Source organism: Sphingobacterium sp. UBA6317 (assembly GCF_002440385.1).
In the GTDB taxonomy this organism is placed as follows: Bacteria; Bacteroidota; Bacteroidia; order Sphingobacteriales; family Sphingobacteriaceae; genus Sphingobacterium; species Sphingobacterium multivorum.
In genome coordinates this window covers 23017-49488 of the sequence record NZ_DJTD01000011.1, presented here as the reverse complement: position 1 = coordinate 49488, position 26472 = coordinate 23017, and the positions used below count along the sequence as shown (strand labels likewise).

Genomic DNA, 26472 nt, shown 5'->3' with positions numbered 1-26472 from the left:
TTCCAGCAGCTAGCTTTTTAGAAATTCAGTGAATCGGCAGAGGGGCCATAACTTGCTGGAAGGGGAATATCATTGAGTCTATAGTAAACACCTAATTGTGCCCTGTGATGTGTAATCTGGTTTAATGAGTGACGAATAGCACCGTATTTGCTCCAGCTTGCCAGTTCATGGCCGTCATTTTTAATGGTCCAGCTTGGAATTAAGTCTTCCTCCTTAGCTGTTTCTAAAGCCTTTTTTCCGGCTTCGTAATCTTCGTCTAATTTTTTTAAGAGATCATCCCGGGTCAATAGACTTGTTGGCACATAAGCACTTTTGGCAAAGTCAAGTTCTGAAGTCTTTAAAATGGTACTTGGCCATTCGAAAACTTCGACTAAGTGGGTTGCCAGACGCATCATTTTCATGCTTTTTTCATGTGGGACATATTCATTCTTGCCTTCAGGAAAAAGTGCGATAAAGTTTTTTGTAATTTGATATTCATTCGCTAATTCTTCTTTTAATTGTGGTAATGTTTCCATGTTTTTTACTGTAATAATTTAAAATTCGATTAGTTATCCTACTAATAGCCTTCGCACTGGAATTGTTTTTTCGTTTAATATTTTTCTTTTCCTACTAAGGTTAAACAAAGATATAATCACAAGGTGACAGCTATGTGTCAGTATGAATTATCGAATTATGATAAAAATAAAATAGTGGCAGCTCTTATTATCTCATGTTGTTGAAAACTTGGACTGCAAAGGTTCGAGTATTTGTTTTTTTATAACGTTTATTTACGCAAGCGCAGCAAATAATAAAGCAGGTCAAGCGAATTGTAAAAAGGGTGAAAATGAGCATATAGACTAAGTATATTTGATTGGTAATTAATTAAATAAAATTGAACGATGGGAAATAAGAAAGCAATATTCACTTTTGTAGGCCTGGTATTGGTTGCAGTACTTGGTATCGGTATATGGGCTTACCGTCTTCTGGGAAATATGGAGGCGGATCAGGAAAAAACAGAACAATTATCTTCCCGAATTTTAGCAGGTTTTGGCGATCATACCGCTATTTATAAATATCCAGTACAATTGTCCACAGTAGACTGGGGGAAGAGCTGTCTAATTCTTGAAAATGGCGGTGCCGGTGATTTGGGAATAACTTATAAGGAAAAATGGAACGAGGCATTGGGAACAGTAGATAATTATCCCGGTGATGCTGTCAAAGGCATTGTTATGATAGCGATGGACATGCAGGAAAAAGGAGAGTACGTCAATAAGGTCGGTCAAAAAGATAAAGCTTATCAGCGCAATTATATCATTAGCTATGTAGATCTCGACAAGAAGGTAGTCATTGCCCGCGATACTCTATATGGTGAGGAGCCGCCTTTGGTGAATCGTTCCGCCGGTTCGGGAGCTGGTGACTTTCCCTCGGACACTGAAGTTGTAGATTCAATCAAAGGTAGGTTGAAATTGTAATTTTTTTTTCTCCGTTTATGGAATTTTGATATTCTTCGCATCCCTGCACGAAAGTTGAAGTGCCGGATGGAAAAATCTAGTACTTGGCTTTAGGTAAATTTATCTATTTTTAAAAGAATTTAGCCAGTATCTTAAACATGAAATGGAAATCAATTGTTGTCTGCTTTTTAGCTGTTCTGTATTCTGTGGTCCTTTGTGGGCAATCGACCTTATTCAATAGTCCGCGTGGATCTTCTGACTATTATATTTATAAACTGAGCCCAGAAGTTTTAAGAAAAATTCACTTGGGAGAGAAGAAATTCGATGAAACTATGCTCAGCGATTTTTTTCTCAAGTATAAGACCGGAAGTCCACAGCCGACTTTACCTCCTGGTAATTATGTCCAGGTCCGCGCCAGTGGAGCTGATCTCATTTATCAGGAATTGATTAGTGATAACCTATATGTCAAGATTATTCCGGCAGAAATTTTTGCGATTTGTCTATACGATTCGCTGGGAACGATTATAAAAGATGCACAAGTAAAAGTGAAGGGACGTCGCATGTCATTTGATAAGAAGTTTCATTACTATAAAGTTGCCAATGCAAATAATGACGATATTGTCAGTATTGAACATAAGGGTGTCTATCATTACCTGAGTGTAGAGCGGAGTTGGCCTTACAAAGACAGGGTTCCATTATGGAAAGGGATCAAAAATAGCTTGCTTAGAACAAAGTTTAAGATTAAGAGGTTCTTTCATAAACAGGAAACTAAACAGACAGAAAGCTTTATGGTTTTTAACAAGCCAATGTATAAGCCAAATGAGCAGGTTAAATTTAAAGCTTATCTTGAGGAAGAAAAATGGAAACCTTACCGTGATTCTATTGCCGTACGTCTGACAGGTGGATATGGGTATGCCAAAGATACCGTTTTGACCCGACTTGCTCCCTATCGTCCGGGAATGTACACCTTTGAATTTAATTTGAAGGGGCTTGGCCTTATCCTTGATAAAGATTATGGGATCTCTTTGGAATCTACAAAAACCAAAGCCGTCTTGCATCAACAGTCTTTACGATATGAAGATTATGAGTTAAAAAGCCTAAGTTTTAATATGACGTCCGAAAAGACGAAATATGCTAAAGGAGACAGTGTGCGACTGAAACTAAAAGCTTTAAATGAAAATGAAATGCCCATATATGATGGGAAAGTAGATTTGCGTGTTGTGACAAGTCCACTTTATACGCTTGATGTAAAAGCCAATAAGGTTAATTTTATTCCAGATACTTTATGGCAAACGAGCGTTTCGCTCGCAGATGTGGCGGAAAAGGAAATTGTATTACCCGATTCAATTTTTCCGGCTGACATTGGTCTTACATTTCGGGCCATTGGCACTTATCTAAGTTCAGATAATGAAAGAATTGAACGAAGTCTCGACCTCAATATACTCAACAGCGAAAAAGAAATTCGTATTGCTGTAAAAGACGGGCATGCAGAGCTGAAGTATTTTGAAAAAGGTGTTGCGATGCCAACAACTGCTCAGCTAATGATATTAGGTGAACATCGCGAAATGCTGAAGACTGAAAATTTGAGTTTACCTAATTTGGTTTCTATACCCTGGCAGGCTGAAGAAATTGTTGTCAAGTCGAATGGATTGAGTAAAAGTGTATATTTAGAGGATCAAGAACAGGCACAACTGAATTATCGGTTTTATCGAACTGCGGATTCGGTGATATTGCATGTCAATAATCCCGCTATGATTCCATTTTGGTATCGTGTCCATCGTGCTGGTCGTACGATTGCTTCGGGTTATCATACCACGTTAAATAGTAAATTTTTAGCCCGTGGAAAAGACGGGTATAGCATGGAAATCACCTATCTTTTTGGAGGAAAATCAAAAGTTATCCAGGAAGAATTACCCTATGTGGAGAAGAATTTAAATTTGGCAGTCAACACGGCGACGACAGTTTATCCGGGGCAGAAGGCTGACGTGGAACTTTCGGTTACGGATAAGAATGGTAAACCTTTGAAGGATGTTGATATTACGGCCTATGGTTTTACCTCAAAATTTAGGTCAGCAACCGCTCCAAATATTACTATGGGTGGTCTGATGCGAAGGGCAAGAGTCTCACAAAATCTTAATTTTAGTTTGGATGATGATGAGAAGGCACATCAGGGAGCTCTTCAAAATTGGGCAAAATGGTCTAGAGACATGCAGTTGGATACGATGGCTTTTTATCGGTTTTTATATCCCAAAGATTATTATCAGGAGTCTCTTCCTTTAGATGCTGTCAAGAGCCAGATTTCCCCTTATGTCGTTGTGAATGGTGTGGTTCAGGGGATACATTTGGTATGGATAGACGGCGTGCTGACTTATGCTAAGCAAGAGCAGCAAAACAACAGCAGTATTTTTGAAGTTGCTCCGGGTCAGCATGATTTTAGATTTAGGACCAAGGATCGCGACATTCGTGTAAGTGGCTTTTATATTGAAAAGGGAAAAAAGATCATTGTTTCCTTTAATGCCTCACAGGATACGATTGGTTTTACCTACCCCGAAAAAGCATTCAGTAAAGGCCAGATTTTGGTTTACCAATTACCTAAAGAACAACGTGGCAAGTTCTACGAAAACGAATTGACTGAATTGAAGCGCCAGTTGATTACAGTAACCAACAATTTTGGAGCCTGGCAATTACCCAATAATAATGTGTTGATTGAGAGGCCAGCATATATCCAGACAGCTGGAGATCTCTATTACCTCAATCCTGTAAGAAAAACCGTTTACGATAGTCGGTTGCGTACACAGGTTCCTGTGCCACTGATGGTAGGACCATTTCCAAGGACAGAAATGTATAATGGTGTGTCCAAAATAGGTACGCTCATGGTTGATACAGCGAAAATTGGACGTTTTGAAATTGAGGGGGGCTATCAATATAGCATCTATAAAAATTATCAAAAGCAAAAAAGCTGGGATGGCAATCCTTTGCGGATTGATCTGTATGATTTCAAGCCAAATTTAGATTTTCAGGAGAAGGTATGGTCATTGGAGGATATCAAGGCAAACGTAGAACGTACTTTCAAAGAGATCATGCAAAATAGCACGGGATTGGCACAATTTGCTACGGTGAAGAAAGGAAAAAATGAGGCTATTTTTAAATTGAATTTAACTTTGGGCAATGATGTTGCACAGAAAGGCATCCGGCCTACATTGATCTTTATTGAACCGACGAATGTCGAGGAGAGAATGTATTTTCGACTGTTTTACGGTGGACATCGAACTTTTGGAGATCTTCCAGTCGGCGATGTTACTTTGCATATTGTAAAGGATGATTCAACTTCTTTTAGTTTGCCAATCAAACTCAAAGCCAATGGGATGAATTATCTCCGGCTGGATTCTATTCAATGGAGCAATGCATCCCAAGCGGCAAGATTGGCTTACAAACTTGTACGTGATGAAATTATTGTGCGTACCGTAGAAAATCCATTGCGGGATTCTATAAGCCATGGGCAAGAGATTGTTCCGCAGCTCTTAAAAATAGACCGGGAAGATTTTAGAACGAAGAGAAAGAATAATAAGGTCGCCAGGGTCTTAGTTTATGATGGGGATACGCCATTAATTGGGGCTAAGGTGAGTGTTCCGGATACCAAAAAACGATATTTCACAAGCTTTGATGGTAGTGTGGAACTTGAGCTCTCCGATGACAAAAATACGGTACTTGAGATTGCTGCTTTAGGGTACAATACCGCTACGGTCAAATTCTCCAGTGGCAAAGATTATTTCGTGGAATTAAAGCCAAGCGAAAATCAATTGGATGAAGTGGTTGTTGTGGGGTATGGCGTCCAAAAAAGGCAATCATTGACTGCGGCAGTGAAATCGATCAATGCTAGGATGGATGGGGTGACTACAGCTATGCTGCAGGGGGCTGTAGCAGGGATTCGTATTCGTGGCGCTGCTAGTCCGGCCCCCAATGAAAAACCATTGATTTTAGTGGACGGAGTCCCTTTTGAAGGTGATATTTCAAGTCTTGATCCATCGACTATCGCGTCATTGAATGTGATTAAAGATCAATCTATGCTGGGATTGTACGGTGCGCGGGCCGCCAATGGCGTGGTGATGGTTCAGATGAAAGCTGGAGCATCTGCGACATCGACAGGTGCTGTGGATATGCCCTATTTGGAATCTGGAAATACGATGCGCGTGAACTTCCGCGATGATGCATTCTGGCAGCCAAAGCTAACTACCGATGCTCAGGGAAAAGTTAATTTTGAAGCGACCTATCCGGATGATATTACCAATTGGCGAACATTCTTTATCGCTAAAGGAAGTAAAAATTTCGCCGACATAAAAGAGCTAAATGTCAAATCCTTTAAAGCTGTTTCGGCACATTTGGCGACTCCCCGATTTGCCATCAGAAGTGATCAGTTTACAGCCATGGGAAGGGTTGTTAATTATCTTAGCGACAGCTTGCAGCTCTTGCGTACCATCAACAATGGGCTGACAACGCAGGAGGCAACGTTGAAAATTGCGAAGTCCTATCGGGATCCTATATCAGTTATTGCCGCTCAGGGGGACAGCGTCCAACTTGCTTATTCGATCGAATTGTCAAATGGATATTTTGATGGTGAAAAACGTAGCATTCCGATTTTTGAAAAGGGGCTTGAACAACATGAAGGAGATTTTAAAGTACTCAACAGTACCGCAGAATATTTACTAAAAACTTCTCCAGCACTAGGCGAAATCACCTTGCATGCCGAAGCAAATTCGCTGGAATTTTTACAACGGGAAATTGAATCGATCGATCGTTATAAATTTCTATGCAATGAACAGATGGCTTCCAAATTGAGCGCGTTACTTTCTAAAAAAGAGCTGACAAAATTGATCGGAAAACCCTTTACAGAGGATAAGAAGATAAAGGATCTTTTGAAGGAGTTACAGAAAAACAAAAATTCCAATCAGGGCTGGGGTTGGTGGAACAAAAGTGAAACTGTGACCTGGATCAGCAACTATGTGATCGGGGTACTGTTGGATGCCCGAGAAGCCGGCTACCAGGTTGAGATCGATACGGAGATTTATGCAGAACGTGAAAAGACCATGTTGAAAAGCAGCTTGGCTTCGCTGGATGTTCTATTGGATAAAGATAAGCTTCACGGGGCCAAGGAGAATTTGTTTAGCTCCTTGATATATCTACTCCGGTTGGATCCTAAAGCTGATTACAAAGATTATTTCTTCGAAATCGACACAAAACTGAAAAGTAAAACCATCAAGGATAAACTGTTGAAATATCTGTTGATTTCAAAACTGGGTCTTAAGGATTCACATGCTGCAGATACCGTTCTTAAATACGCGTCAAAGGCTGTCTTAGGTGGGCTCTATTGGACTTCTGGAACTACAACAGATCAGAAAGGCGGATTTTTTATGCGCCCAACGGAAACCAATACCGAGAATACATTGTTGGCTTATGGTGTCTTAAAATCAATTGGTGGTCATGATTCAGATTTAGAAAATATCCGTAATTACTTTTTCGCGCAGCGGCAGCAAAACCAATGGTATAATATCTACGAATCTTCCCGTATCATACGAAGTATTCTTCCTGATGTACTGAAAGAGGGTGAATCTTTCCAGGCACTGGTAATGGTCATCAATGGCAAACGCGTCACTGCATTTCCGTATACGCAAAGCTTTAAGTCGGATGAGCAGATTAAAGTGAGGAAAGAAGGGACGGGGCCGGCTTTTGTGACGGCTTATCAAAATTTTTGGAATCCCAATCCAGCTGTAGAAAAAGAAAAGGGCTTTGCCGTGGCAACGCGATTTAAGGACAATGGTGCTACGGTAGCGGCACTCAAGGAAGGGAAGCCTGTAAAACTTGAAGCAAGCGTAACATTAACTGGTGAAGCTGAGTATGTGCAGATTGAAGTTCCGATACCGGCGGGATGTTCTTATGAAACAAAAACCAATGGATACTATAGAATCGAGGCGCACCGAGAGCATTTCAAAGATCGTGTCGTCATTTTTTGCAACAAACTGGGGAAAGGTACACATACCTTTGAGATCGAACTTTTACCTCGTTATACCGGGACTTATACTGTCAACCCCGCGAAGGCTGAATTAATGTATTTCCCGACATATTATGGAAACGAGAAAATGAAAGAAATCGTGGTGGAGTAAGTGTATTGTTAAAATAAAAAGGGACTTATCACATGATAAGTCCCCAACATATAAAAACTAAAATTAAAAGTGCGCTATTAATGATCCCATCCGCCTCCTAGGGATCTGTATATCGCTACGCTTGCTTTGAGTTGGTTGACCTTCTTCTCAACGAGCTCAAATTTAGATTCCAGGGCATCGCGTTGCGTTAGCAGAACTTCCATATAATCTGCGCGAGCGTATTTAAAGAGGTCGTTGGAAATACCGATAGACTCATTTAATGCATCGACTTCCTTGGTCTTAATTTGTAGGCCATTCTCCAGATTTTTAATTTTGGAGAGCTGGTTTGCAACTTCAATATATGCAGCCAATATGGTCTGTTCATAATGGTAAACAGCCTGAACCTGTCGTGCATTGGCATTATAGTAAGCCGCCTTGATCGCTCGTTTGTTAATCAGGGGCGCAGTAAGTTCTCCAACGAGCGAAGCCAGAAATGATTCCGGCTTAACGAGATAAGTTGGATCAAAGGCCTGAAACCCTACACCAGCAGCAATATCCAAGGATGGGTAAAAGCGGGCTTTAGCCGATTTTATATCCAGTTTGGAAGCTGCAAGTTCATACTCCGCCTGCTTAATATCGGGTCTGTTTTCTAATAGCTCCGAAGGAATACCTGTGTAGACGGTTTGAGGAACAAGCTTGTCAAAAGAGGCTTGGTCTCTTTGAACCGGCTGCGGGAATCTTCCAACAAGGTAGTTTATTCTATTTTCTGTTTCTGTGATCTTCTGCTTGATATCATATTGCATACCTTGGGTTTTCAATATCTGGGCTTCGAATCTTTTGACCGCTAATTTATTGGATCGCGCATTTTTCTTCAGGTCATTCACGACGACAAGGGCGTCGTTTTGAATCTTTACATTCTCATTGATAACCAGAAGTTCGTTGTCCAGTGCCAGGAGTTCATAATAAGAATCTGCAATTTCGGATATTAGGTGAGTTACCATAAAGTTTTTGCCTTCCACGCTGGCAAAATACCGTTGCAGCTGCGCTTTAGTCGCATTGTGGAGTTTACCCCAGATATCTGTTTCCCATTGTGCCTGTACACCAACTCCAAAATCAAATAGCGGTTCAGGCATTTCGCGTCCGGGTTCGATTTCTGTATTCTTTTCCATCGCTCCAATGTTTGTGTAGCGACTTACTTTGTCGACCCCCGCACCAACTTTTACACCTACGGAAGGTAGATATTCACCTTTTTTGGCGCTTACCTCATTTTTGGCTATTTCAATTTCCTGAAGCATAATATGTAGCTCCTGGTTGTTTGCTAGTGCCTGACCGATCAGTCCTTGTAGATTGGGATCGCTGAAATAGCTGTTCCATTTGATTTTTCCTGTATTCACGGTGTCGCTGTCAGCATCCCCATAGTTTCCGGGAACGGTTCTATTTTCGGCACGTTGTTTTATTTCCAGTGGTTTGCAGGCTGCAAGACTAAGCAAGAAAAATGCGAAACCTGTATAGTGATATAATCTGTTCTTATTCATAATGTATCATGTCTTCGCTTAATGGTGATTCGTCTTCGGCTTGGATCATTTTTCTTCCGTCAGCCAATTTTGCAAAAATGTAGTAGAGTCCGGGAATGACAATAACGCCAAAGATAGTTCCGACGAGCATACCTCCCAGCGCTGAGGCACCTATGGTATGGTTACCGATAGCTCCGGCACCACTGGCAAAGACAAGTGGTACAAGTCCAGCGATAAATGCAAATGAGGTCATGAGGATAGGTCTGAAACGTGCTCGTGAGCCCTCAATAGCTGCTTCTAATATGCTATCGCCAGCTTGGCGCCTTTTCACGGCAAATTCTACGATAAGCACCGCATTTTTACCCAATAAACCAATAATCATGATCAGTCCGACCTGTGCATAGATGTCATTTTCCAGTCCCATAGCTTTTAATAGGAAGAATGATCCAAATACACCAACTGGTAGCGACAACAATACCGCAAACGGAATGATAAAGCTTTCGTACTGTGCAGCAAGTACAAGATATACGAAGACTAAGACGACTAAAAAGACATAAACGGCTTCGTTTCCACGTTGGGCCTCATCATAGGACAAGCCCTCCCAGGCAACTTTATAGCCATGTGGTAATGTTTGAAGTGCAGTTTCGTTGATTGCCTGAATAGCGTCAGCCGTTGTATACCCATTTGCCGGAAGTCCACGGATGGCGGCCGAATTGTACATGTTGTAGCGCGTAATTTCGTTTGGTCCCTGTGTTTTTTTTAAGGTCATAAAGGCCGAATAAGGAACCATTTGGTCATGATCGTTTTTGACGTAAAGGTTCATGATATCGGAAGGTAGCCTTCTAAATTCTGGTGAAGATTGTACATAGACTTTGAAGAACTGACCGAAACGGATAAAACCCTGCTCATAGGTACTACCGATAAGGATATTGAGGTTGTCCATGGCTTTACCAATGGAAACGCCTTTTTGCATGGCGGCGTTATTGTCAAATACCAATTCGTATTGTGGGTAATTGGCGGCAAAGAATGTAAAGACTCCGGTGAGTTCCTTACGTTTCTTTAGATTAGCGATAAATGCTTTATTTACTTTATCGAAATCTTGGTAATCGGTGGTCCTATTGAGGTCCAGCAGGCGCATGGAGAAACCTCCTGAAGAACCAAACCCGGGAACAGCGGGAGGTTCGAAGAATTCAACCGTTGCACCTAGATTTTTTGATTTTTCTTCAAGTTCTTCCATGATCTCTTTAACGGAGTGTTCACGTTCACCCCAGGTTTTGAGGTTGATAAGACAGGTTCCGGCATTCGATCCACGGCCTTCCGTCATGATTTCATAACCCGCCAGTGATGAGACAGATTCTACCCCATCTACCCCTTGACAGATCTTTTGGAGCTCTCTGGAAAGCTTATTGGTCTGTTCCAATGTTGATCCTGGAGGAGTCTGAATAATGGCATATATTGTGCCTTGGTCCTCGCTCGGTATAAAACCTCCTGGAAGCGTTTTGTTAATGACGAAAATTCCGACACAGAATGCTATTAAGATACCCCATGTAATTACTTTTCGGCTGGCAATTTTACGAAGTAAGGAGGCATACTTGCCCGTTATTTTATCAAAAGTACGGTTAAAAAGGTCGAGCGATTTAGTGAATACATTTGATTTTTTTGGTTTACCATGGTTATTTTTCAGGAGCATCGCGGCAAGCACAGGAGTAAGGGTTAATGCGACTACTGCAGATATCACGATGGAACTCGCCATGGTAATTGAAAACTGACGGTAAAATGTTCCGACAGGGCCTGTCATAAATGAAATGGGGATAAAAACGGCCACCATAACAGCTGTAATAGCGATAATAGCACCTGCGATTTCGCCCATGACTTCTTTTACAGCGCTGTATGGCGATATGGCACTTTCTTCCATTTTGGCATGTACTGCTTCAATGACCACAATGGCATTGTCCACGACAATCCCGATAGCAAGCACCAATGCAAACAAGGTCACTAAGTTGATCGACATACCGAACCATTGGATGACGAAGAATGTACCTATCAGCGAAACGGGCACGGCGATGATTGGAATCAACGTCGAACGCCAATCGCCAAGGAAAATAAACACAACAATGGCAACTAAAATAAAAGCATCGCGTAGGGTATGCATCACCTGTTCGATAGAAGCATCCAAGAATTGGGATACGTCATAACTGATTTTATAGTCTATACCTGGAGGAAAGTTACCTTTCATCTCAGCAAGTTTTGCCTTCACATCTTTAATAACGTCATTGGCATTACTGCCATAATTCTGTTTCAACACAATTGAAGCCGAGGGATGACCGTCTAAATTGGAATAGATGTCAAAGAATTCACTTCCCAGTTCGACTTTAGCCACGTCTTTTAACTTGATGTTTTCACCGTCGCCGTTTGCGCGAACGATAATATTGTCGTATTCTTCAGGTGTATTGTATTGTCCTTTATAAGTTAGGACATATTCGAGGGATTGCGCTGCAATACCCGAGCTTTGTCCCAGTCGACCGGGACGGCCGATGATACTCTGTTCTCCTATCGCTTTCATCACTTCATCAACTGATAAGCTATAGGCACGCATACGATCGGGATTTAACCAGACGCGCATGGCATATCTACGGCTACCTAAGATTTGTGATTTGGCGATACCATGAATACGATTGATTTCAGGAATGATGTTTACCGTTGCATAGTTGTACAAGAACTTTTCATCCATGCTTTTATTTGTACTGTAAAGATTCACGTACATCAGCATACTGGGCTGAATGGGATTGACGACGACTCCTTCCTTTTGAACAAGTTCAGGCAATAGTGGCATGACTTGATCCACCCTGGTTTTGACCAGTACTACGGCATCGTTGGGATCCGTTCCGGGATCAAATACGACGTTTACGGTCGCTTCACCGGCGCTGGTTGCGTCGGTAGCGATATAGCGCATTCCCTGTACACCATTGATTGCATTCTCCAGTGTAATCAGTGAGGATTTTACAAGTACATCGGCACTTGCACCAGGATAGGCAATGGAGACCGCCACTGTAGTCGGTGCGATTTTTGGAAATTGCTCAGTAGGAAGCTGCTTTATGGCCAAACCTCCGATAAATAGGATGACAACCGATATGACAATAGCAAATACCGGTCGATGTATTACTTTTTTAAACATAATGCTGCTTTTTAATTACTCTGCATATAAATCTAAGTTTGACATGACTTTCTCCGGAGTCTGATATTTGGATTCAATGGTCTGGTTTTCCTGTACCATGCGAAGTCCATTGAGCAGAATCTTTTCATCCTTGCCCAATCCGGAAGAAACCACATAGATATGCGGCAGTTCGGCAGCAACTTTTATTTCTCTTGCTTTTACTTTATTATCTTTTGTAATAACGTAAACATATTTTTTTTCAAGCTCCTCAAATGTTGCTTTCTGCGGTATCATAAGCGCATTGTAATAGGGTGATGTAATGACGATATTGCCTGTCTCACCATAACGCAGTAATCCCTTTGGATTCGGAAAAGTCGCTCTGTAGGCAATATTTCCAGTTTCATTATTGAAGTCTGATTCAATTGTTTCAACAATACCCTCATGACCGAATTCTTTTCCATTGGCCATGTTTAACCGTACACGTAGCGGGCCATTGTCTTGTTTTGCGTCCATTTGATTGAGGTATTCCACTTCGGGTACATTGAAATAAACCCACATTTTACTGTTATCGGACAATTCCGTGATCAACTCGCCTTCGTCGACAAGACTTCCTTTACGGACGTGAAGCTTACCAACGATTCCGGAAAACGGTGCTACGATGTCCGTAAATTTGAGATGAGTATTCATCGCGGCTAGCTCAGCTTTGGCTTTTTCATATTTTGCTTTTGCCATTTCAGTTTCCTGCGGAGCGACAATATCTTTTTCGGACAGATTTTTGGTGTTCTGATATTCGATTTCAGCATATTTTACCTCTGCTTTAGCACGATTAACATCGGACTCATAGAGGTTGGGCATGATTTTAAATAGGGGTTGTCCTTTTTGTACAAATTGACCTTCATCGACAAATATCGATTGAATGTAGCCTTTTTCCTGCGCGCGCAATTCAATATGGTTGATCGAACGGATTTGGGCTACATAATCTTTATTGACAATTGTATCTTTGACCAAAGGAGTAGTGACATTGAAAACTGCAGCTTCTTTTTTGTCTTTTTTTTCTGACTGACAGCTTGTCGATAGAATAATAAGGCACAGGCTTATATACATAAAGCTTCTCATGACCATAATAATAGTTTTTTAATTATTTTCGAAAAATTGAACAATAGTGTGACCTGCTTCCAAATGGTTTTGAAAGCTATTTTGATGTTTTTTTAAGAAATTATTAAAAAATCACAGCCTGAATACACTGTAATGGATATATAGGGCGTTTTTTCGTGAAGTAAGCTGGTTGGAATTTGCAAGCGAAACTGCTGTGCGTGTATTGTGAAATTCGGGATGGATATAAGAGACTAGATTTCCAAAACCATCTCCTTTAAGTGCGAATAAGTTAGGGCTATTGGAATCGCTTCCCGTGTCGTCGTTTTCATTATCATTTTCTGAAAAATAAGCCCTTAATTTTTCATGTCGAGGACGTTTAGTTTTGCGAATAACTTTGGTGTCATAATCTTCGCTTTTTACTTGCTTGTTGAAGTGATTGACAGCGTGAAGATTGCAGGAGGGAATATTATTTGGTGTTGGCACATGATACCAGCCAAAACTGATAAGTATTGCGCAAACTACGCCGAACAGATATTGATGGAATTTTCCTTGCATCCTTGAAAGCAAATGTAATTAAACTTTAAAAATGATACAAGTGATTTGGGTATCGAAATTTTAAAGTTTATCTAGTATTGTTACAATTATTGAAAATTGACATTGCTGAAATGTAAAAAGGTCTGCGATGTTATTCTGAATACCTTTGCCTATCAAATTTATTCTTGTCGTTAATTTATAACTCATTTCTAGGGGTTAATGCCCCTTTTTTAAAGGGTTTTAAGCGTTTTTTGATTATTTCTTAGCATCTGAATTGCTTTTTCTGCCCTTGTTTTTCTAGTTTGTTCCTGTTTAGCTGAGCCTACCCAATCACAATATCCCTGTTTGTATGATTTGGAGAGTGTTTCAAAAAAAGCATTGGCTTTTTCGTCCATATCCAACAATTGTTGGAGTTCCATAGGAACGCCTTCAATATGTTCACCTTTTTTTAGCATGTATTTTTATCATTTGATTCCCGATAAAAATACATAAATATCTTCGAGTTGCCGGCCTTTATTGCATGAATACTTTTGACTTGCCGTTAGGTAATACGATCAGGGGATTGCAATACTTTTTCTTGAAATAAGACTTACATGTTGCCGCTGTCTTTATATGTGTTGAAACATATATCGTTCTTATTTGTTCTTCTATTAGTCAACAAAAAAAATCAATATGAAAGCAGTACGTTTTTTTGGGCATAAAGATGTCCGCGTTGTGAATGATCTTGTGAAGCCCGTTCCTAAGGGCGATGAAGTATTACTAAAAATTGGTGGTGCAGGTGTTTGTCATTCTGATCTCCACATTATAGATGAGGGGACCGTTGTAGATACGGTATTTACCTTGGGACACGAAAATGCGGGCTGGATTGAAGAAGTTGGATCGGATGTAAAAGACTATAAAAAAGGAGACGCGGTACTGGTCTATGGCCCTTGGGGTTGTGGGCACTGTAAGCCCTGTCAGCAATCAAAGGAAAATTATTGTGATCACCAGTCTGAAATGGCCTATGGTGGTGGGCTAGGCCTTGATGGTGGGATGGCGGAATATATGCTTGTCCCTTCTTCGCGTTTACTGGTCCCAATTTATGACTTAGATCCAGTCGTTGCTGCGCCATTAACGGATGCGGCACTTACTCCTTATTCGGCGATAAAACGTTCGATAGGCAAATTGACAGCGGATGAGTATGTGGTTGTGATCGGAGTTGGAGGTTTGGGCCATGTTGCCTTACAAATACTAAATGAAGTAAGCGCGAGTTCAATTATTGCCTGTGATGTCACCGAAGAAAAACTAGCCTTTGCTAAAGAACTGGGCGCAGCCTATGTGGTTAATTCGAAGGATGCAAATGCAGCCGAACAAATCAATAAGATTACGGGCATTAAAAAAGCTAAAGTAGTGATTGACTTTGTAGGCGCGACATCGACTATAGATCTAGGAACAAAGGTTGTTGGTTTGGATGGTGACCTGACAATTGTTGGATTAGGTGGGGGACACTACCAGTACAATATGTCGGGGCTTCCTTTTGGTGTGAGTATGACAAACCCATATTGGGGCTCGCGGGTTGAGCTTATGGAAGTTGTAGGTTTAGCTAGGCAAAGGAAGATTCATATTGAAATTGAGCAGTTTAAGCTTGATCAGGCTAACGAAGTTTATGATCGAATGCGCAATGGTAAGATCAAAGGAAGGGCTGTACTGATTCCTTAATAAAAAAAAGTCTATCTTTTTAGTAGTTTATTTTGGTTTTTATCTTTTTGATGTTTATCTTTGTTGTATCATAATTTAGGTTTATAATTGGTTATTTAAGGTTTTCATTCTCCCCGTTTGAAAACCTTTTTTTTAAAGTTTCTCTTTTGATTGATTATTAAAAACCTTCTGCCTTCTTTACTGTTGTAATACTAATAATCCGCGCTGATTTATCTGCAAAATATTTATGGACAAAACAATTCTCGTACTCACCGATTTTTCTGAAAACTCATGGACTGCTATTCGATATGCGGCGAATCTGGCTAAAAAATTTAATTGGACAGTAGAACTTCTGCATACTTATACCATCCCAATAAAAGACGGTGTCCATGCGAAAATGGAGAATATGTTTTTGAAGCCTCAGAAGGAAGAGGCTGAAAGCATGCTCAAGGACTGGCAGATACGTATCGACGATGAATTTCCTGATCTCCGCTGTAAAACCGTAAGTTTGGCCGGCAACTTGGAAAAAATGGTACTAAACTTACTACAAGAAAAGGAATATCATTTTATCGTCATGGGAGCTAAAGGTAAAGGTATGATACAAAAAGCTGTCTTGGGAAGCAATACCTTCGCCCTGATAAAAAAGAGTCCAATCGGTGTCTTGGCAGTACCCATCACTTTCCAAAAATTTAGGTTGCAAAATATCGCATTACTGAGCAATTTTAAAGCGTCCGAATATGATCTACTCGACAGTTTCACCTTACGTGTACCGGAGAAATTTAATCTCAGCCTGTTGCACGTAACACAAAAGTATATCTCTCCAAAACAAGAAGATATTGAAGACTGGAAACAAAAGCTATCCGCCCAATTTTCGTTTAATAAAATTGATTATGTGGAAAAAAATGCGGTCAATCGTTTAGATTACAATATGCCTATACCACGTTGTATCGACTACATGGTGGAAATCGAAGCTATTGATCTTTTACTTGTGTCGTACAGTCCTAAAAGTTTTTTCAAAAGTATATTTTCCCGAAATCTTACGAAAGCAATTTATCGCAACCTGACTGTACCTACCTTTTTTAAGCGTAATTTATATTAATTGCGGGTAATCTCCTCCTGCTTATCACTTTCCATTGGTTGATAGTACACGTTTTAGTAAAGGGAAAATGATTAAACTAAAGTTAGTAGCCGCGATTTTATAATTACTAACGGAGCTTTAAATTGCGTCTCCGATGTGAGGTAATCTATTCATATTTTTCATTAGCTTTATCAATAATTGTATAAAATATAAACATAATGAGCCTTTGGATACTTCCTTTGATCGCAATACTTTCCGTAAGTCCCGATAGTACACATGTAGGAGAATATAAGTTTGCTGAAATGCCCAGTTGGAGTGATGAGTTCGATTACGATGGTCTTCCGGACGCAAAAAAATGGGGATATGATGTAGGCTCCTTGCATAATGGTTGGGGAAATCATGAACTTCAATACTATACAGATGCAAACAGGAAAAATGCAAGTGTTGCAAATGGTGTTTTACGTATTACTGCAATAAAAGAACAATATGAAGGGTTGAACTATACTTCTGCCAGGCTGGTGAGTAAAAACAAGGGCGATTTTCTATATGGTCGATTTGTAGTCCGAGCCAAGGTGCCGAAAGGGAAAGGTACGTGGGCAGCCGCTTGGATGTTACCGACAGATTGGGTTTACGGAGGATGGCCACATTCGGGAGAAATAGATATCATGGAGCATGTCGGTTATGACGAGAATGCAATACATATTACCGTTCATACAAAGGATTATAATCATTCTATCGGAACTCAAAAAGGAGTGATGAAACGAATTGATCAGGCAACATCGGAGTTTCATAATTATCGGATAGACTGGACCCCCGAGTATATTCTTGGTTTCGTGGATGATGTACAGATCTACAGTTTTCCAAATGAAGGAAAAGGCGTGTGGCCATTTGATAAAAGATTTCATTTACTATTGAATCTGGCCGTTGGTGGAGATTGGGGCGGTGTGCAAGGCGTCGATAGCAGCGCATTTCCTGCAGAGATGGAGGTGGATTATGTCAGGGTATATGATTTACTGAAACCTTAAATGAATCTTGTTTTCATCTATTTTCTCTAATTTATAAAGATTAATTCAAATGTTTAGGCATCAAGGGAGAGGAAGGAATTATATTCATAATTTAAAGTTAGCCTCTATTTTATCTTGTGTGGCGGGTTTGGTCAATATTACAGGTGTTCTTGCCGTTAGCACTTTAACAACGAATGTCACAGGTCACTTCGCATTTTTTTCAGAACAGTTGATTTTAATGAATTATAAGATGGCTTTGATTTATCTGTTATACATTGCTTTTTTTTTAATGGGAGCTACCGTTTCAGGTTTTATTGTAGAATTAGCTTCAAAAAAGAAATCACATAACGCTTATATCATTCCAATTTGTATGGAGTCTATTATCTTAATTAATGTAGGACTGCTCCCAGCTTTATTTAAAGCAGGGCCAACGTTACCAACCATAATTTCATTTGCCCTGCTTTTTGCTATGGGACTTCAGAATGCCCTGGTAACGAAGGTGTCACAATCAGTTGTCAGAACGACGCATTTGACGGGATTGTTTACTGATCTTGGTATTGAAATCTCGCAGTTACTTTTTTATAGAGAAATTGCTGAAAAAGTGAAATTACACAAAAGTATTTTTCTTAAGTTGATGATTATTGGAGGCTTTTTTATTGGGGGAGTTGTAGGCGGCTTTATGTTTCAATATTTTAAACTGAAAACATTATTGTTACCGGCTAGTATGCTTTTATTTGCCTTATGGTATGACCATATTCTACTTAAGTTTTATCATTTGAAGCGAAGCTTAAGACCGGATGAATAGGTTCGATTAAATTCATATTTTAGCTTAATAACATGAACTATTCCCATATCCTGTTTGAAAAATTAGTATTATCTGCCGGTAGATTCAACATTAGTGAACCATTGTACTGCATTCTTTTATTTGAGAAAGCGACGAGTTTTTCGGTTGATTTGGTGACATACCATGCGGATCCTAAAAGTGTTTTGTTTTTGTCTCCCTATCAGTTGTTTACGATGGATGTGGTGCAGAAAAGTACCTTTAGTGTGCTAAAATTTCACGGCGATTTCTATTGTATAGAATATCATAAAGATGAAGTTGCCTGTAATGGAATTCTATTCAACAACATCTACCAGCAACCTCATGTGTTGCTCTCAGCAGCTATTTATCATGAGATATCAACTATCATGGAAAAAATAGATCAGCTCAAAATGTCGTCGGAATCCTATGATCAGTCATTGAGCAGAACCTATTTACAGCTGATTTTAGCGCTGGCGAGTAGACAAAAGCTACTTTTTAACGACCTACAAAAACCGTATTGGGCTCATAGAGATATTATTGATGACTTTGAGCAGTTTTTGGAAAAGAATTATAAAGCGCATAAAGAAGTTACCTTTTATGCAGCGAACTATGGTTTAAGTCCAGCCATTTTTACGAAAAAAATAAAATTGAAATGGGGAAAATCCCCTTCAAAGTTGATCCAGGAACGCCTCGTATTGGAAAGTAAAAGACAGCTCCATTTGACGGCCAAAAGTATTAAAGAAATAGCAGCCAATTTGCAGTACAAAGACGAGTTTTATTTCAGTAGATTTTTTAAGAAGATGGTAGGCGTATCTCCTAAGGTATTTCGGAAGCGGGTCGGTTTATCAATTGTTGCCGAAAAGTCTATGTTATAGATCTATTTGTCCATGTTGTGGATTTAAGCCATTGTTTAGTTTTGCATGGTATTAAACAAACTACGTTATGGAGAAAATAATAAAGCTATTGGCAAAGTCACAATATATCTTTACAAACTTTGCTAGAATTTCAATTTTTATTGTGATGGCATGGATTGGAGGATTAAAAGCATTTCAATATGAAGCTGATGGTATAGTTCCTTTTGTTATTAATAGTCCGGCAATGCGTTTTTTTTATCATAATACGGAAAAACGGGTGTTGGATAAAAACGGAGAGCTAATACCGGAATACCAGTTGTTTAAAAATCCGGAGGGTCGTGTCGTAAAGAAAAATATTGCATGGCACCAAGAAAATGGAACTTATATTTTTTCTTATATACTTGGCTTTGTAATTGTTTCAATTGGTCTGATGATATTTTTAGGTATCTGGTATCCTAAAATCGGAATTTTTGGGGCATTGTGTACCGTGCTTATGTCATTGGTTACACTTTCTTTCCTGATAACAACTCCAGAGGCGTTTGTGCCAAAGCTAGATGGAGATTTCCCGTCACCTAATTATGGTTTTCCTTATTTATCCGCGGCCGGTAGATTAGTCCTGAAAGATGTAATTATGCTTGCAGCAGCATTGATCATTGCAGCAGAAAGTGCCAGCCGTCTGATAAAAAAAACGAATATAAAATAGAGACAGATAGTTTTTGTATGTGAATTAGCAGCAGGTTGTTTGCTGGAGGCGATCACTACTCGGGGTAAATCCACCAACTTTTGGAAGGTATCTTTCATGCCAGCTGTATTTTGGCAGCATCTTTGTGTCTCGTCGTTAAACTATATTGAGTTATACCACGAACGATATGAAAATAATACGAACGACCCTTCCATTTCTTCTGTTTAGTTTCATCCTTTTAGTTGGATGCAACAATAATCAACAGATCAGGATGATTGATAAAGATGGTAACACACATTTGTTGACAAGAGAAGGTGATCGAAAAGGAGAATTGGGACTGCAGCGTATCATCCCTCGTGGCAATGATACAGTAATAACGATTGATGGTGCAGGTCATAAAATGATATGGACAGCTTCAGATGTGACCAATATTGATACAACAAAGATTCAATATTATCTCAAAAAAAGAAATGGAAGCAGTGTTCATATTTATACACCCGTAGATGTAAATCAAAATTTTATAGATGTCGAGGATAGTCAAAATGTTTTGTCAGATCCTTATGATGGTACAGACAAGAAAAAATCCCTACTGTAGATTGCCGCATGAAAAAGCATAATTTGGGCTAAAGAGAAAATCCTAGCAAGTTTACTTGCTAGGATTTTTTTTTGGGTACTTTGGCACCTTCTTTTTTTGCTTCGGAGAGGCCGATAGCAATCGCCTGTTTTCGTGATGTTACCTTTTTCCCGCTACCAGATTTTAATTTTCCTTCTTTCATTTCGTGCATCGTCTTTTCAACTTTCTCAGATGCTTTTTCTGAATATTTTGCCATAATAGTGTTACCTGTTGATCTGTTATTAAACACTTCTGCAAAAAGAACAGCTGTTTCAGTTGAATCGTTTGAAAATTCTTTGAGAGCGAAATAGCGAACATCTGTATCCGCTAATTCAATTCATTTCCAGCTTTAATCACGGCTTGGTTGACTGCTTTTATTCTTTCAAGATCCATTTTTTGTATTTTACGGTCGTAAGTCAATAGGCCATTGACTTCATGTTCCACATCGGTAGTTTGCGTATAAATAGCAACACTCAATCCTTTGTATCGGAGCAATTGTTCGACATTATCCATTAGGAATATATAACGGTCTGTGAGTGCCTCTATAGTGGGTTCGTAGGCATAGGCATTGTTTTCGACAGGCCACATGTGACCGCGGACAAATAAGCCTACGCCACCAAACTCTCCGAGGGAAGCTGCTCGTTTCGAATCAGGTTCTGAAGCACCCTTTGGGCCAACATAGATATGGGTGTCAACAAAATCTCCATTTCCGGGGTCACCATAAGCTTTTTGGTAAGATGGATTGTTGTTAAATCCCGAATTACCGTTCACTAAACGTGAAGGGTCATATTGTTTGGTCCAGTCGGTAATATTGCGTACATCGAAAGCGCCCCAATTTTCGTTAAAAGGAACCCAGGCGATAATGGATGGCGAGTTGTAATGGTCGTCAACGATGGCCTTGTATTCATCACGAAATGCTTTTCGATAAATCGTAGTATCTTCTTCGGGATACCAAAGGCAGGGCATATCTTGCCACACAAGCAGTCCCATTTTATCTGCCCAATAATAGAACCGTTGGGGTTCGGTTTTCATATGCTTACGAATAAGGTTATAACCAGCATTTTTGGTAAACTCGATATCATATTTGAGAGCTTCTTCCGTAGGTGCTGTTAGAATACCATCGGGCCAATACCCCTGATCCAGGAGACCGAGCTGCATCACAAATTTGTCATTCAAGAGCGGCCTTACAATTCCGTTTACCTTACCAAGTTTAATATCACGCATACCAAAATAGCTCTTAACCTCGTCAATGATTTCTCCATTCTTCCCATGTATACTTAATTTTAAATCGTATAAAAAGGGGGAGTCAGGAGACCAAAGTTTTGGATTTTCTACCGGGATATTAAATTCCATGCCCGACTGAATTACCGTTTTTGAAATTTCTTTTCCCTCTGAAGAAACGATGGCCGTAACTTTTGCCTTCGCTGTGCTAGTGACCTGTATTTTTAGTTGTTTTTCTGCTACTTGAGGCAACAATTTGATTCCCTGTATATGGTTTTTGCTTACTGGTTCCATCCACACAGTTTGCCATATGCCAGAAGAAAATGTATAGTCGCCTCGAGGTCCATTTTTGCCCGAAGGATACTTACCGTCGTTCTTGTCATGCACTGCGACGACAATGTTATTTGGACCGGCCTTTAAAAACTCAGTGATGTTGATCCAGAAGGAGTCGTAGCCACCTGAATGAGTACCAGCTTTTCTACCATTTACAAATATAGTTGCATCGTGATCCACTGCACCAAAATGGAGTATAATATCTTTCCCTTTCCAATGATTAGGTAGCTCGAAATTTTTACGATACCACAGATTAATTTCTTGTTTGCGTTGTATTCCGGATAAATAGGACTCTGGACAATAGGGGACAAGAATGCTTTCTCGGCTGTGGTCAAAGGAAATGGGGACAGCAGGATTTAGTGCATTCGGAGCATCCTTTCCACCTATATAATCCCATTTACCGTTGAGACATAGCCATTCATTCCTTTCCATTTGGGGACGTGGATATTCGGAAAGTGGGATTTCTGTTTGCTTGGCTATTGCTGTCCATGGGGTTGAAAGCTGTGGCTGTTGTGCCAAAGCATTAAGCCAACCGAAGAGCGATAGTGCCAGCACAAAAATTGAGGTTTTGGTTTTTATCATGGTATACTTCTTGGTTTTTCAGAATATGAATATAAGTATACTAAAATGATTTAGTGAATTATAAACGAAATGTTACTAGTGGGGCTTTCGATATTGGGGTTGGTTGGTTCACAAGAGAAATAGATATTGGATTAAAGAAAATTACAGGAGCTGCCTTTTTTTGAGACAGCTCCTGTATAATGTTTATTACCAGATTTTGATTCTTTCTTCCGGTGACTTGTACAGTTTGTCTCCTTGTTTAACATCGAAAGCTTTATAAAAAGCGTCAACATTGATCAATGGACCAAAACTTCTGAAATATCCTGGAGAGTGTGGATCAGTTTTAACTTGGTTGACCATATATTTTTCACTGGATAGGGTTCTCCATACCGTTGCCCAGCTTAGGAAAAAACGTTGGTCTTGTGTGTATCCACTTATTTCACCTGGGTTTCCCTTATCTTTTAAATATAGTTGAAGTGCATCATAAGCAATGTTTACACCTCCTAAATCCGCGATATTTTCACCGTTTGTAAATGTTCCGTTGACGAAAGTGCCTTTTACAGGTTCATATTTATCGTATTGAGCTGCGAGTGTTTTTGTTGCTTTTTCAAAATTAGCTTTGTCTTCTGGTGTCCACCAGTCGACCAAGTTTCCATCCGCATCAAATTGCGCTCCGGAATCGTCAAATCCATGGCTCATTTCGTGGCCAATTACAGCACCTATACCACCGAAATTAACCGCGGCGTCAGCTTGTGGATTGAAAAATGGAGGTTGGAGAATTGCTGCTGGAAACACGATCTCATTGTTTACAGGATTGTAATAGGCATTTACTGTTTGTGGAGTCATTCCCCATTCTGATTTGTCTACTGCTTTTCCGATTTTCGCCAAATCTCTTTCATATCGCCATGTGGTGATACTTTGCAAGTTAGCATACAGGTTTCCACCTTTGTTTTCCGATAGAATATTTAATTTAGAATAGTCCTTCCATTTGTCAGGATAGGCAACTTTTACGGTAAATTTATTTAGTTTTTCAAGCGCTTTAACTTTGGTGACAGAGGACATCCATGTTAAATCATTGATATGAAGTGCGAAACTTTTCTTTAAATAGTCAATTAATTCCACCATTTGCGCTTTGGCTTCTGCAGGAAAATATTTTTCAACATATAACTTCCCAAAAGCTTCACCTAAAGTGGAGTTGATCAGTTCAAATCCTCTTTTGTTTAGTGCTCTTTGCTCTTGCTGACCTCTTAAATATTTCCCATAAAAAGCAAATCGCATATCTCCCAGTTTTTCACTCAAATAAGAGGCACTCCCATTAATAAGATGAAACTTAAGGTAATCTTTAATGACAGGAAGGTTCTGGTTGCTGACCAATTTGTCAAAGTTCTTATAATAACCTAATTCTCCGATGATTACTTTTTCTGTATTGACGCCAACTTTTTTGAGGTACTCAGGTAGATTTACATTTTTGACTAGAGCAGATAGCTCAGCCATAGTCTGCGGGTTGTATTGTAATGTATTATCCCGGCTTTGTTCATTGGTCAGGTAGGTTTTTGCAATGCTTTTTTCGTAGTCAACAATCCCTTTTGCAGCAGTTTCGGCATTTTTATACCCCAATTCTGTTAACATGGAAGCTACATATTTTTGATACTCGGCAATAGCTTCGGTATTTTTTTCATTTTCTTTTTGATAATAATCTCTTCCAAGTCCTAAGGAGGCATCTCCTAAGTAGACTGCGTTCATTTTTGAATCTTTTAAATCAGCATAGACACCCCAGCCATAGAAATTATTCTCACCTTCTTTCGTTACGGAAGTTAAATAATTCTGAAGATCTTTTAGGTTTTTAATCGCGTCAATTTTGTTTAAATTTCCCTGAATCGGCTTAATACCGTCTGCATTTCTTTTCTGTAAGTTCATGTAAGAAGCATACAGGTCCTGTATTTTTTTGCCCTCACTTCCTTCAGGAAATTTATCTTTTAAAAGTGAGTTCAGAATTTTCATCGAATTGTTGTCCGTATCTTCTGCCAATTTATTGAAGCTTCCCCAAGTGGGTTTGTCGGAAGGAATTTTAGCCGTTTTCATCCAGGTTCCGCTTACGTAGTTGTAAAAGTCATCCTGTGGACGTACAGATTTGTCCATTAAGCTCAGATCAAGTCCTTTGTCGGGTACTGTACCTGCTGTCTGTGCTTCCGCATGCTGTGTGTAGACTCCAGCCAAGAAAATTAGGGCGAGTGTTAATTTTTTCATTGTTGTTTTAATGTTGTATGATTTTCAATAATTCAATCTGGGAGTACGCACAAATTACGGATAAAATAGGTTATGTTATTTGCTCCGTGTAATTCGATTTGTAGCAGCCATGTCAATAATTAGCTGTGATTTTTTTAAAGCTAAAAAATCATTTACACAAATGACGGAAAATTCTAATTCAGCAACAAGTAAATCTGTGCATAATCTATAATTTTATTATACATTGACCTATGATTTTTAATGCGATCTGTTAACTGCTACCTCAATAGAATCCAAATTTCTTTCCGAATGCAAGTATCGTATGCTGGTTCGTCAGGAAATGATTGCATTTCTTTGGAGCGCGGCTGAAATATAAATCTACATAAATTGATAGATTAATTAATCACCTTAAAGCTTCCACAGTGGAATTTAGAAAAGCCGTGCGCGAATTCACTATCGAGCGCAGCAATTCTAAGACATCGTACATCGATGATGGTATTTACCTCTTATTAATTGGAATGATTTTCCAGTAGTCTTGTAAGAAGGCGCTCTATATACAGACTGTCCAGTTCTTTCCCGATAAAAACCATCGTATTCAACTTTTTATCCTCCTGTTTCCATTGGCTGCCATAACTCATTTCGATACGAGAACCTACAGCTTGAATAATGATTTTTTTGTCGCTATTTTTTTTAAATGCGATTCCTTTTACCCTGTAGATTCTGTTTGTATATTTTCCGACAAGCTTGCTCAAACCAAGGAATAAATTGACGAAATTAAACTCTTCGGCAAAGGTGTAGATTCGTGTCGAAATATCTTTGAGATGTGATTTTCCGAAACTCGATTGACCTAATATTGTCGTCTTATTGGGGGACAGGTTTTTGAGAAAAGAAAACGTTTCTATTTTCTTTGTGTACACTATATCTTCAATTATTTCAAAAGGAAATTCCATTGTTCCTTTCGAATATAAAGTTTTTGCAAGTGGATTTAGGTTCGCTAAATAATTGTACAGCGAATCTAGATAAGTTGGGTGTACATCGTTGGTTTTATTAATGATGATGGCGTCAGCCGCCATAATTTGTCTGAGTACTTCATCTCTTTCCTTGATCTGATCTTCGACAAGAGCGGCATCTACGAGACAAATAATTTTTTTTAAAGGGAAGTAGTTATGGAATATCGGGTGCGTCGTAAAGGGCTCTATAATTGCAGTCGGTATGGCTAAACCAGTACATTCGATAACCAACTCGTCAAAACTATCTTGTTTTTTATAAAGTAATTCAAGAGAACTATAGAGCTCGTCATTTAGCGTACAGCAGAGACAGCCTTCCTGAAGTGGAATAAGTTGTCCGTAATTTTCAGTCAGTAACATGCTGTCAACGTTGAGTTGGCCGATTTCATTTTCGATAATAGCAAAACGTTTGTTCGGATATGATTTCATTAGGGCGTTTAGATAAGTAGTCTTTCCGGCACCTAAAAAGCCTGTCAGTATCGTGACAGGGCGAGCATGACTTTTATTCATTTTTTATGATTAAATATGCGATCTATAATTATCAGAAGTA

The 26472-nt window shown here is 39.5% G+C and carries 19 protein-coding genes; 9 read left to right on the top strand and 10 right to left on the bottom strand.

Features of this window, described 5'->3' with window-relative positions; all coding sequences use genetic code 11:
• Positions 1-17: 17 nt before the first annotated feature.
• Positions 18-515, bottom strand: coding sequence for a DinB family protein (locus tag B3E92_RS02760; protein ID WP_046675081.1), 498 nt, complete (start codon positions 513-515; stop codon positions 18-20).
• Between the two features lie 363 nt (positions 516-878).
• On the opposite strand from B3E92_RS02760, the gene B3E92_RS02755 reads away from it, so the two are divergent.
• Together B3E92_RS02755 and B3E92_RS02750 are read left to right on the top strand one after the other, a co-directional pair.
• A complete protein-coding gene (locus B3E92_RS02755) occupies positions 879-1451 on the top strand; it encodes a hypothetical protein (RefSeq protein ID WP_286895284.1) in 573 nt (190 codons plus the stop codon).
• A 137-nt stretch (positions 1452-1588) separates the two neighbouring features.
• A complete protein-coding gene (locus B3E92_RS02750; RefSeq protein ID WP_286895282.1) occupies positions 1589-7588 on the top strand; it encodes an alpha-2-macroglobulin family protein in 6000 nt (1999 codons plus the stop codon).
• A 77-nt stretch (positions 7589-7665) separates the two neighbouring features.
• On the opposite strand, the gene B3E92_RS02745 is transcribed toward B3E92_RS02750, so the two are convergent.
• The 5 genes from B3E92_RS02745 to B3E92_RS02725 form a co-directional block, all read right to left on the bottom strand.
• On the bottom strand, positions 7666-9102 hold the full coding sequence (locus tag B3E92_RS02745; protein WP_286895280.1) for a TolC family protein: 1437 nt from the start codon (positions 9100-9102) through the stop codon (positions 7666-7668).
• Positions 9095-12256 carry an efflux RND transporter permease subunit gene (locus B3E92_RS02740; protein ID WP_088162530.1) on the bottom strand — a complete coding sequence of 1054 codons (3162 nt, stop codon included), beginning with the start codon at positions 12254-12256 and terminating at the stop codon, positions 9095-9097. Before B3E92_RS02740 ends, B3E92_RS02745 begins: the two co-directional genes overlap by 8 nt.
• A gap of 15 nt (positions 12257-12271) precedes the next feature.
• Positions 12272-13357, bottom strand: a complete 1086-nt coding sequence (locus B3E92_RS02735; protein WP_286895279.1) for an efflux RND transporter periplasmic adaptor subunit — start codon at positions 13355-13357, stop codon at positions 12272-12274.
• A gap of 105 nt (positions 13358-13462) precedes the next feature.
• Positions 13463-13885, bottom strand: coding sequence for a hypothetical protein (locus B3E92_RS02730; protein WP_070566908.1), 423 nt, complete (start codon positions 13883-13885; stop codon positions 13463-13465).
• Positions 13886-14094: 209 nt separating this feature from the next.
• A complete protein-coding gene (locus tag B3E92_RS02725; protein WP_053003798.1) occupies positions 14095-14319 on the bottom strand; it encodes a YdeI/OmpD-associated family protein in 225 nt (74 codons plus the stop codon).
• 217 nt (positions 14320-14536) lie between these two features.
• Here B3E92_RS02725 and B3E92_RS02720 point away from each other — a divergent pair, with 217 nt between their 5' ends.
• The 7 genes from B3E92_RS02720 (at position 14537) to B3E92_RS02690 (ending at position 20556) form a co-directional block, all read left to right on the top strand.
• A complete protein-coding gene (locus tag B3E92_RS02720) occupies positions 14537-15562 on the top strand; it encodes an NAD(P)-dependent alcohol dehydrogenase (RefSeq protein WP_286895276.1) in 1026 nt (341 codons plus the stop codon).
• Positions 15563-15788: 226 nt separating this feature from the next.
• A complete protein-coding gene (locus B3E92_RS02715) occupies positions 15789-16640 on the top strand; it encodes a universal stress protein (protein ID WP_286895274.1) in 852 nt (283 codons plus the stop codon).
• Between the two features lie 197 nt (positions 16641-16837).
• Positions 16838-17644, top strand: coding sequence for a glycoside hydrolase family 16 protein (locus tag B3E92_RS02710; RefSeq protein WP_286895271.1), 807 nt, complete (start codon positions 16838-16840; stop codon positions 17642-17644).
• A gap of 49 nt (positions 17645-17693) precedes the next feature.
• Positions 17694-18428, top strand: coding sequence for a YoaK family protein (locus tag B3E92_RS02705; protein ID WP_070566898.1), 735 nt, complete (start codon positions 17694-17696; stop codon positions 18426-18428).
• Positions 18429-18460: 32 nt separating this feature from the next.
• Positions 18461-19300: a helix-turn-helix domain-containing protein gene (locus tag B3E92_RS02700; protein WP_286895269.1), complete on the top strand. Its 840-nt coding sequence runs from the start codon at positions 18461-18463 to the stop codon at positions 19298-19300.
• A gap of 67 nt (positions 19301-19367) precedes the next feature.
• Complete coding sequence (locus B3E92_RS02695) at positions 19368-19982, top strand: DUF417 family protein (RefSeq protein ID WP_046675093.1); 615 nt, start codon at positions 19368-19370, stop codon at positions 19980-19982.
• Positions 19983-20148: 166 nt separating this feature from the next.
• Positions 20149-20556, top strand: coding sequence for a hypothetical protein (locus tag B3E92_RS02690; RefSeq protein ID WP_286895268.1), 408 nt, complete (start codon positions 20149-20151; stop codon positions 20554-20556).
• A gap of 58 nt (positions 20557-20614) precedes the next feature.
• Here B3E92_RS02690 and B3E92_RS02685 read toward each other — a convergent pair whose 3' ends face one another.
• The 4 genes from B3E92_RS02685 to B3E92_RS02670 all read right to left on the bottom strand — a co-directional run bounded on the left by B3E92_RS02685 (position 20615) and on the right by B3E92_RS02670 (position 26432).
• Positions 20615-20791, bottom strand: a complete 177-nt coding sequence (locus tag B3E92_RS02685; protein ID WP_167450483.1) for a DUF6496 domain-containing protein — start codon at positions 20789-20791, stop codon at positions 20615-20617.
• A 110-nt stretch (positions 20792-20901) separates the two neighbouring features.
• Positions 20902-22710, bottom strand: coding sequence for a glycoside hydrolase family 2 protein (locus B3E92_RS02680; RefSeq protein WP_286895266.1), 1809 nt, complete (start codon positions 22708-22710; stop codon positions 20902-20904).
• Positions 22711-22896: 186 nt separating this feature from the next.
• On the bottom strand, positions 22897-24936 hold the full coding sequence (locus B3E92_RS02675; RefSeq protein ID WP_286895263.1) for a M13 family metallopeptidase: 2040 nt from the start codon (positions 24934-24936) through the stop codon (positions 22897-22899).
• A gap of 488 nt (positions 24937-25424) precedes the next feature.
• Positions 25425-26432, bottom strand: a complete 1008-nt coding sequence (locus B3E92_RS02670) for a CobW family GTP-binding protein (protein WP_286895261.1) — start codon at positions 26430-26432, stop codon at positions 25425-25427.
• Between the last annotated feature and the right edge of the window lie 40 nt (positions 26433-26472).

Bases quoted from the DNA above. Each gene is read 5' to 3' on its own strand.
- B3E92_RS02735 (WP_286895279.1), bottom strand. From the start codon at position 13,357: ATGGTCATGAGAAGCTTTATGTATATAAGCCTGTGCCTTATTATTCTA.
- B3E92_RS02705 (WP_070566898.1), top strand. From the start codon at position 17,694: ATGTTTAGGCATCAAGGGAGAGGAAGGAATTATATTCATAATTTAAAG.
- B3E92_RS02760 (WP_046675081.1), bottom strand. From the start codon at position 515: ATGGAAACATTACCACAATTAAAAGAAGAATTAGCGAATGAATATCAA.
- B3E92_RS02710 (WP_286895271.1), top strand. From the start codon at position 16,838: ATGAGCCTTTGGATACTTCCTTTGATCGCAATACTTTCCGTAAGTCCC.
- B3E92_RS02715 (WP_286895274.1), top strand. From the start codon at position 15,789: ATGGACAAAACAATTCTCGTACTCACCGATTTTTCTGAAAACTCATGG.
- B3E92_RS02720 (WP_286895276.1), top strand. From the start codon at position 14,537: ATGAAAGCAGTACGTTTTTTTGGGCATAAAGATGTCCGCGTTGTGAAT.
- B3E92_RS02745 (WP_286895280.1), bottom strand. From the start codon at position 9,102: ATGAATAAGAACAGATTATATCACTATACAGGTTTCGCATTTTTCTTG.
- B3E92_RS02730 (WP_070566908.1), bottom strand. From the start codon at position 13,885: ATGCAAGGAAAATTCCATCAATATCTGTTCGGCGTAGTTTGCGCAATA.
- B3E92_RS02675 (WP_286895263.1), bottom strand. From the start codon at position 24,936: ATGAAAAAATTAACACTCGCCCTAATTTTCTTGGCTGGAGTCTACACA.
- B3E92_RS02695 (WP_046675093.1), top strand. From the start codon at position 19,368: ATGGAGAAAATAATAAAGCTATTGGCAAAGTCACAATATATCTTTACA.
- B3E92_RS02670 (WP_286895261.1), bottom strand. From the start codon at position 26,432: ATGAATAAAAGTCATGCTCGCCCTGTCACGATACTGACAGGCTTTTTA.
- B3E92_RS02690 (WP_286895268.1), top strand. From the start codon at position 20,149: ATGAAAATAATACGAACGACCCTTCCATTTCTTCTGTTTAGTTTCATC.
- B3E92_RS02680 (WP_286895266.1), bottom strand. From the start codon at position 22,710: ATGATAAAAACCAAAACCTCAATTTTTGTGCTGGCACTATCGCTCTTC.
- B3E92_RS02700 (WP_286895269.1), top strand. From the start codon at position 18,461: ATGAACTATTCCCATATCCTGTTTGAAAAATTAGTATTATCTGCCGGT.
- B3E92_RS02685 (WP_167450483.1), bottom strand. From the start codon at position 20,791: ATGGCAAAATATTCAGAAAAAGCATCTGAGAAAGTTGAAAAGACGATG.
- B3E92_RS02755 (WP_286895284.1), top strand. From the start codon at position 879: ATGGGAAATAAGAAAGCAATATTCACTTTTGTAGGCCTGGTATTGGTT.
- B3E92_RS02750 (WP_286895282.1), top strand. From the start codon at position 1,589: ATGAAATGGAAATCAATTGTTGTCTGCTTTTTAGCTGTTCTGTATTCT.
- B3E92_RS02725 (WP_053003798.1), bottom strand. From the start codon at position 14,319: ATGCTAAAAAAAGGTGAACATATTGAAGGCGTTCCTATGGAACTCCAA.
- B3E92_RS02740 (WP_088162530.1), bottom strand. From the start codon at position 12,256: ATGTTTAAAAAAGTAATACATCGACCGGTATTTGCTATTGTCATATCG.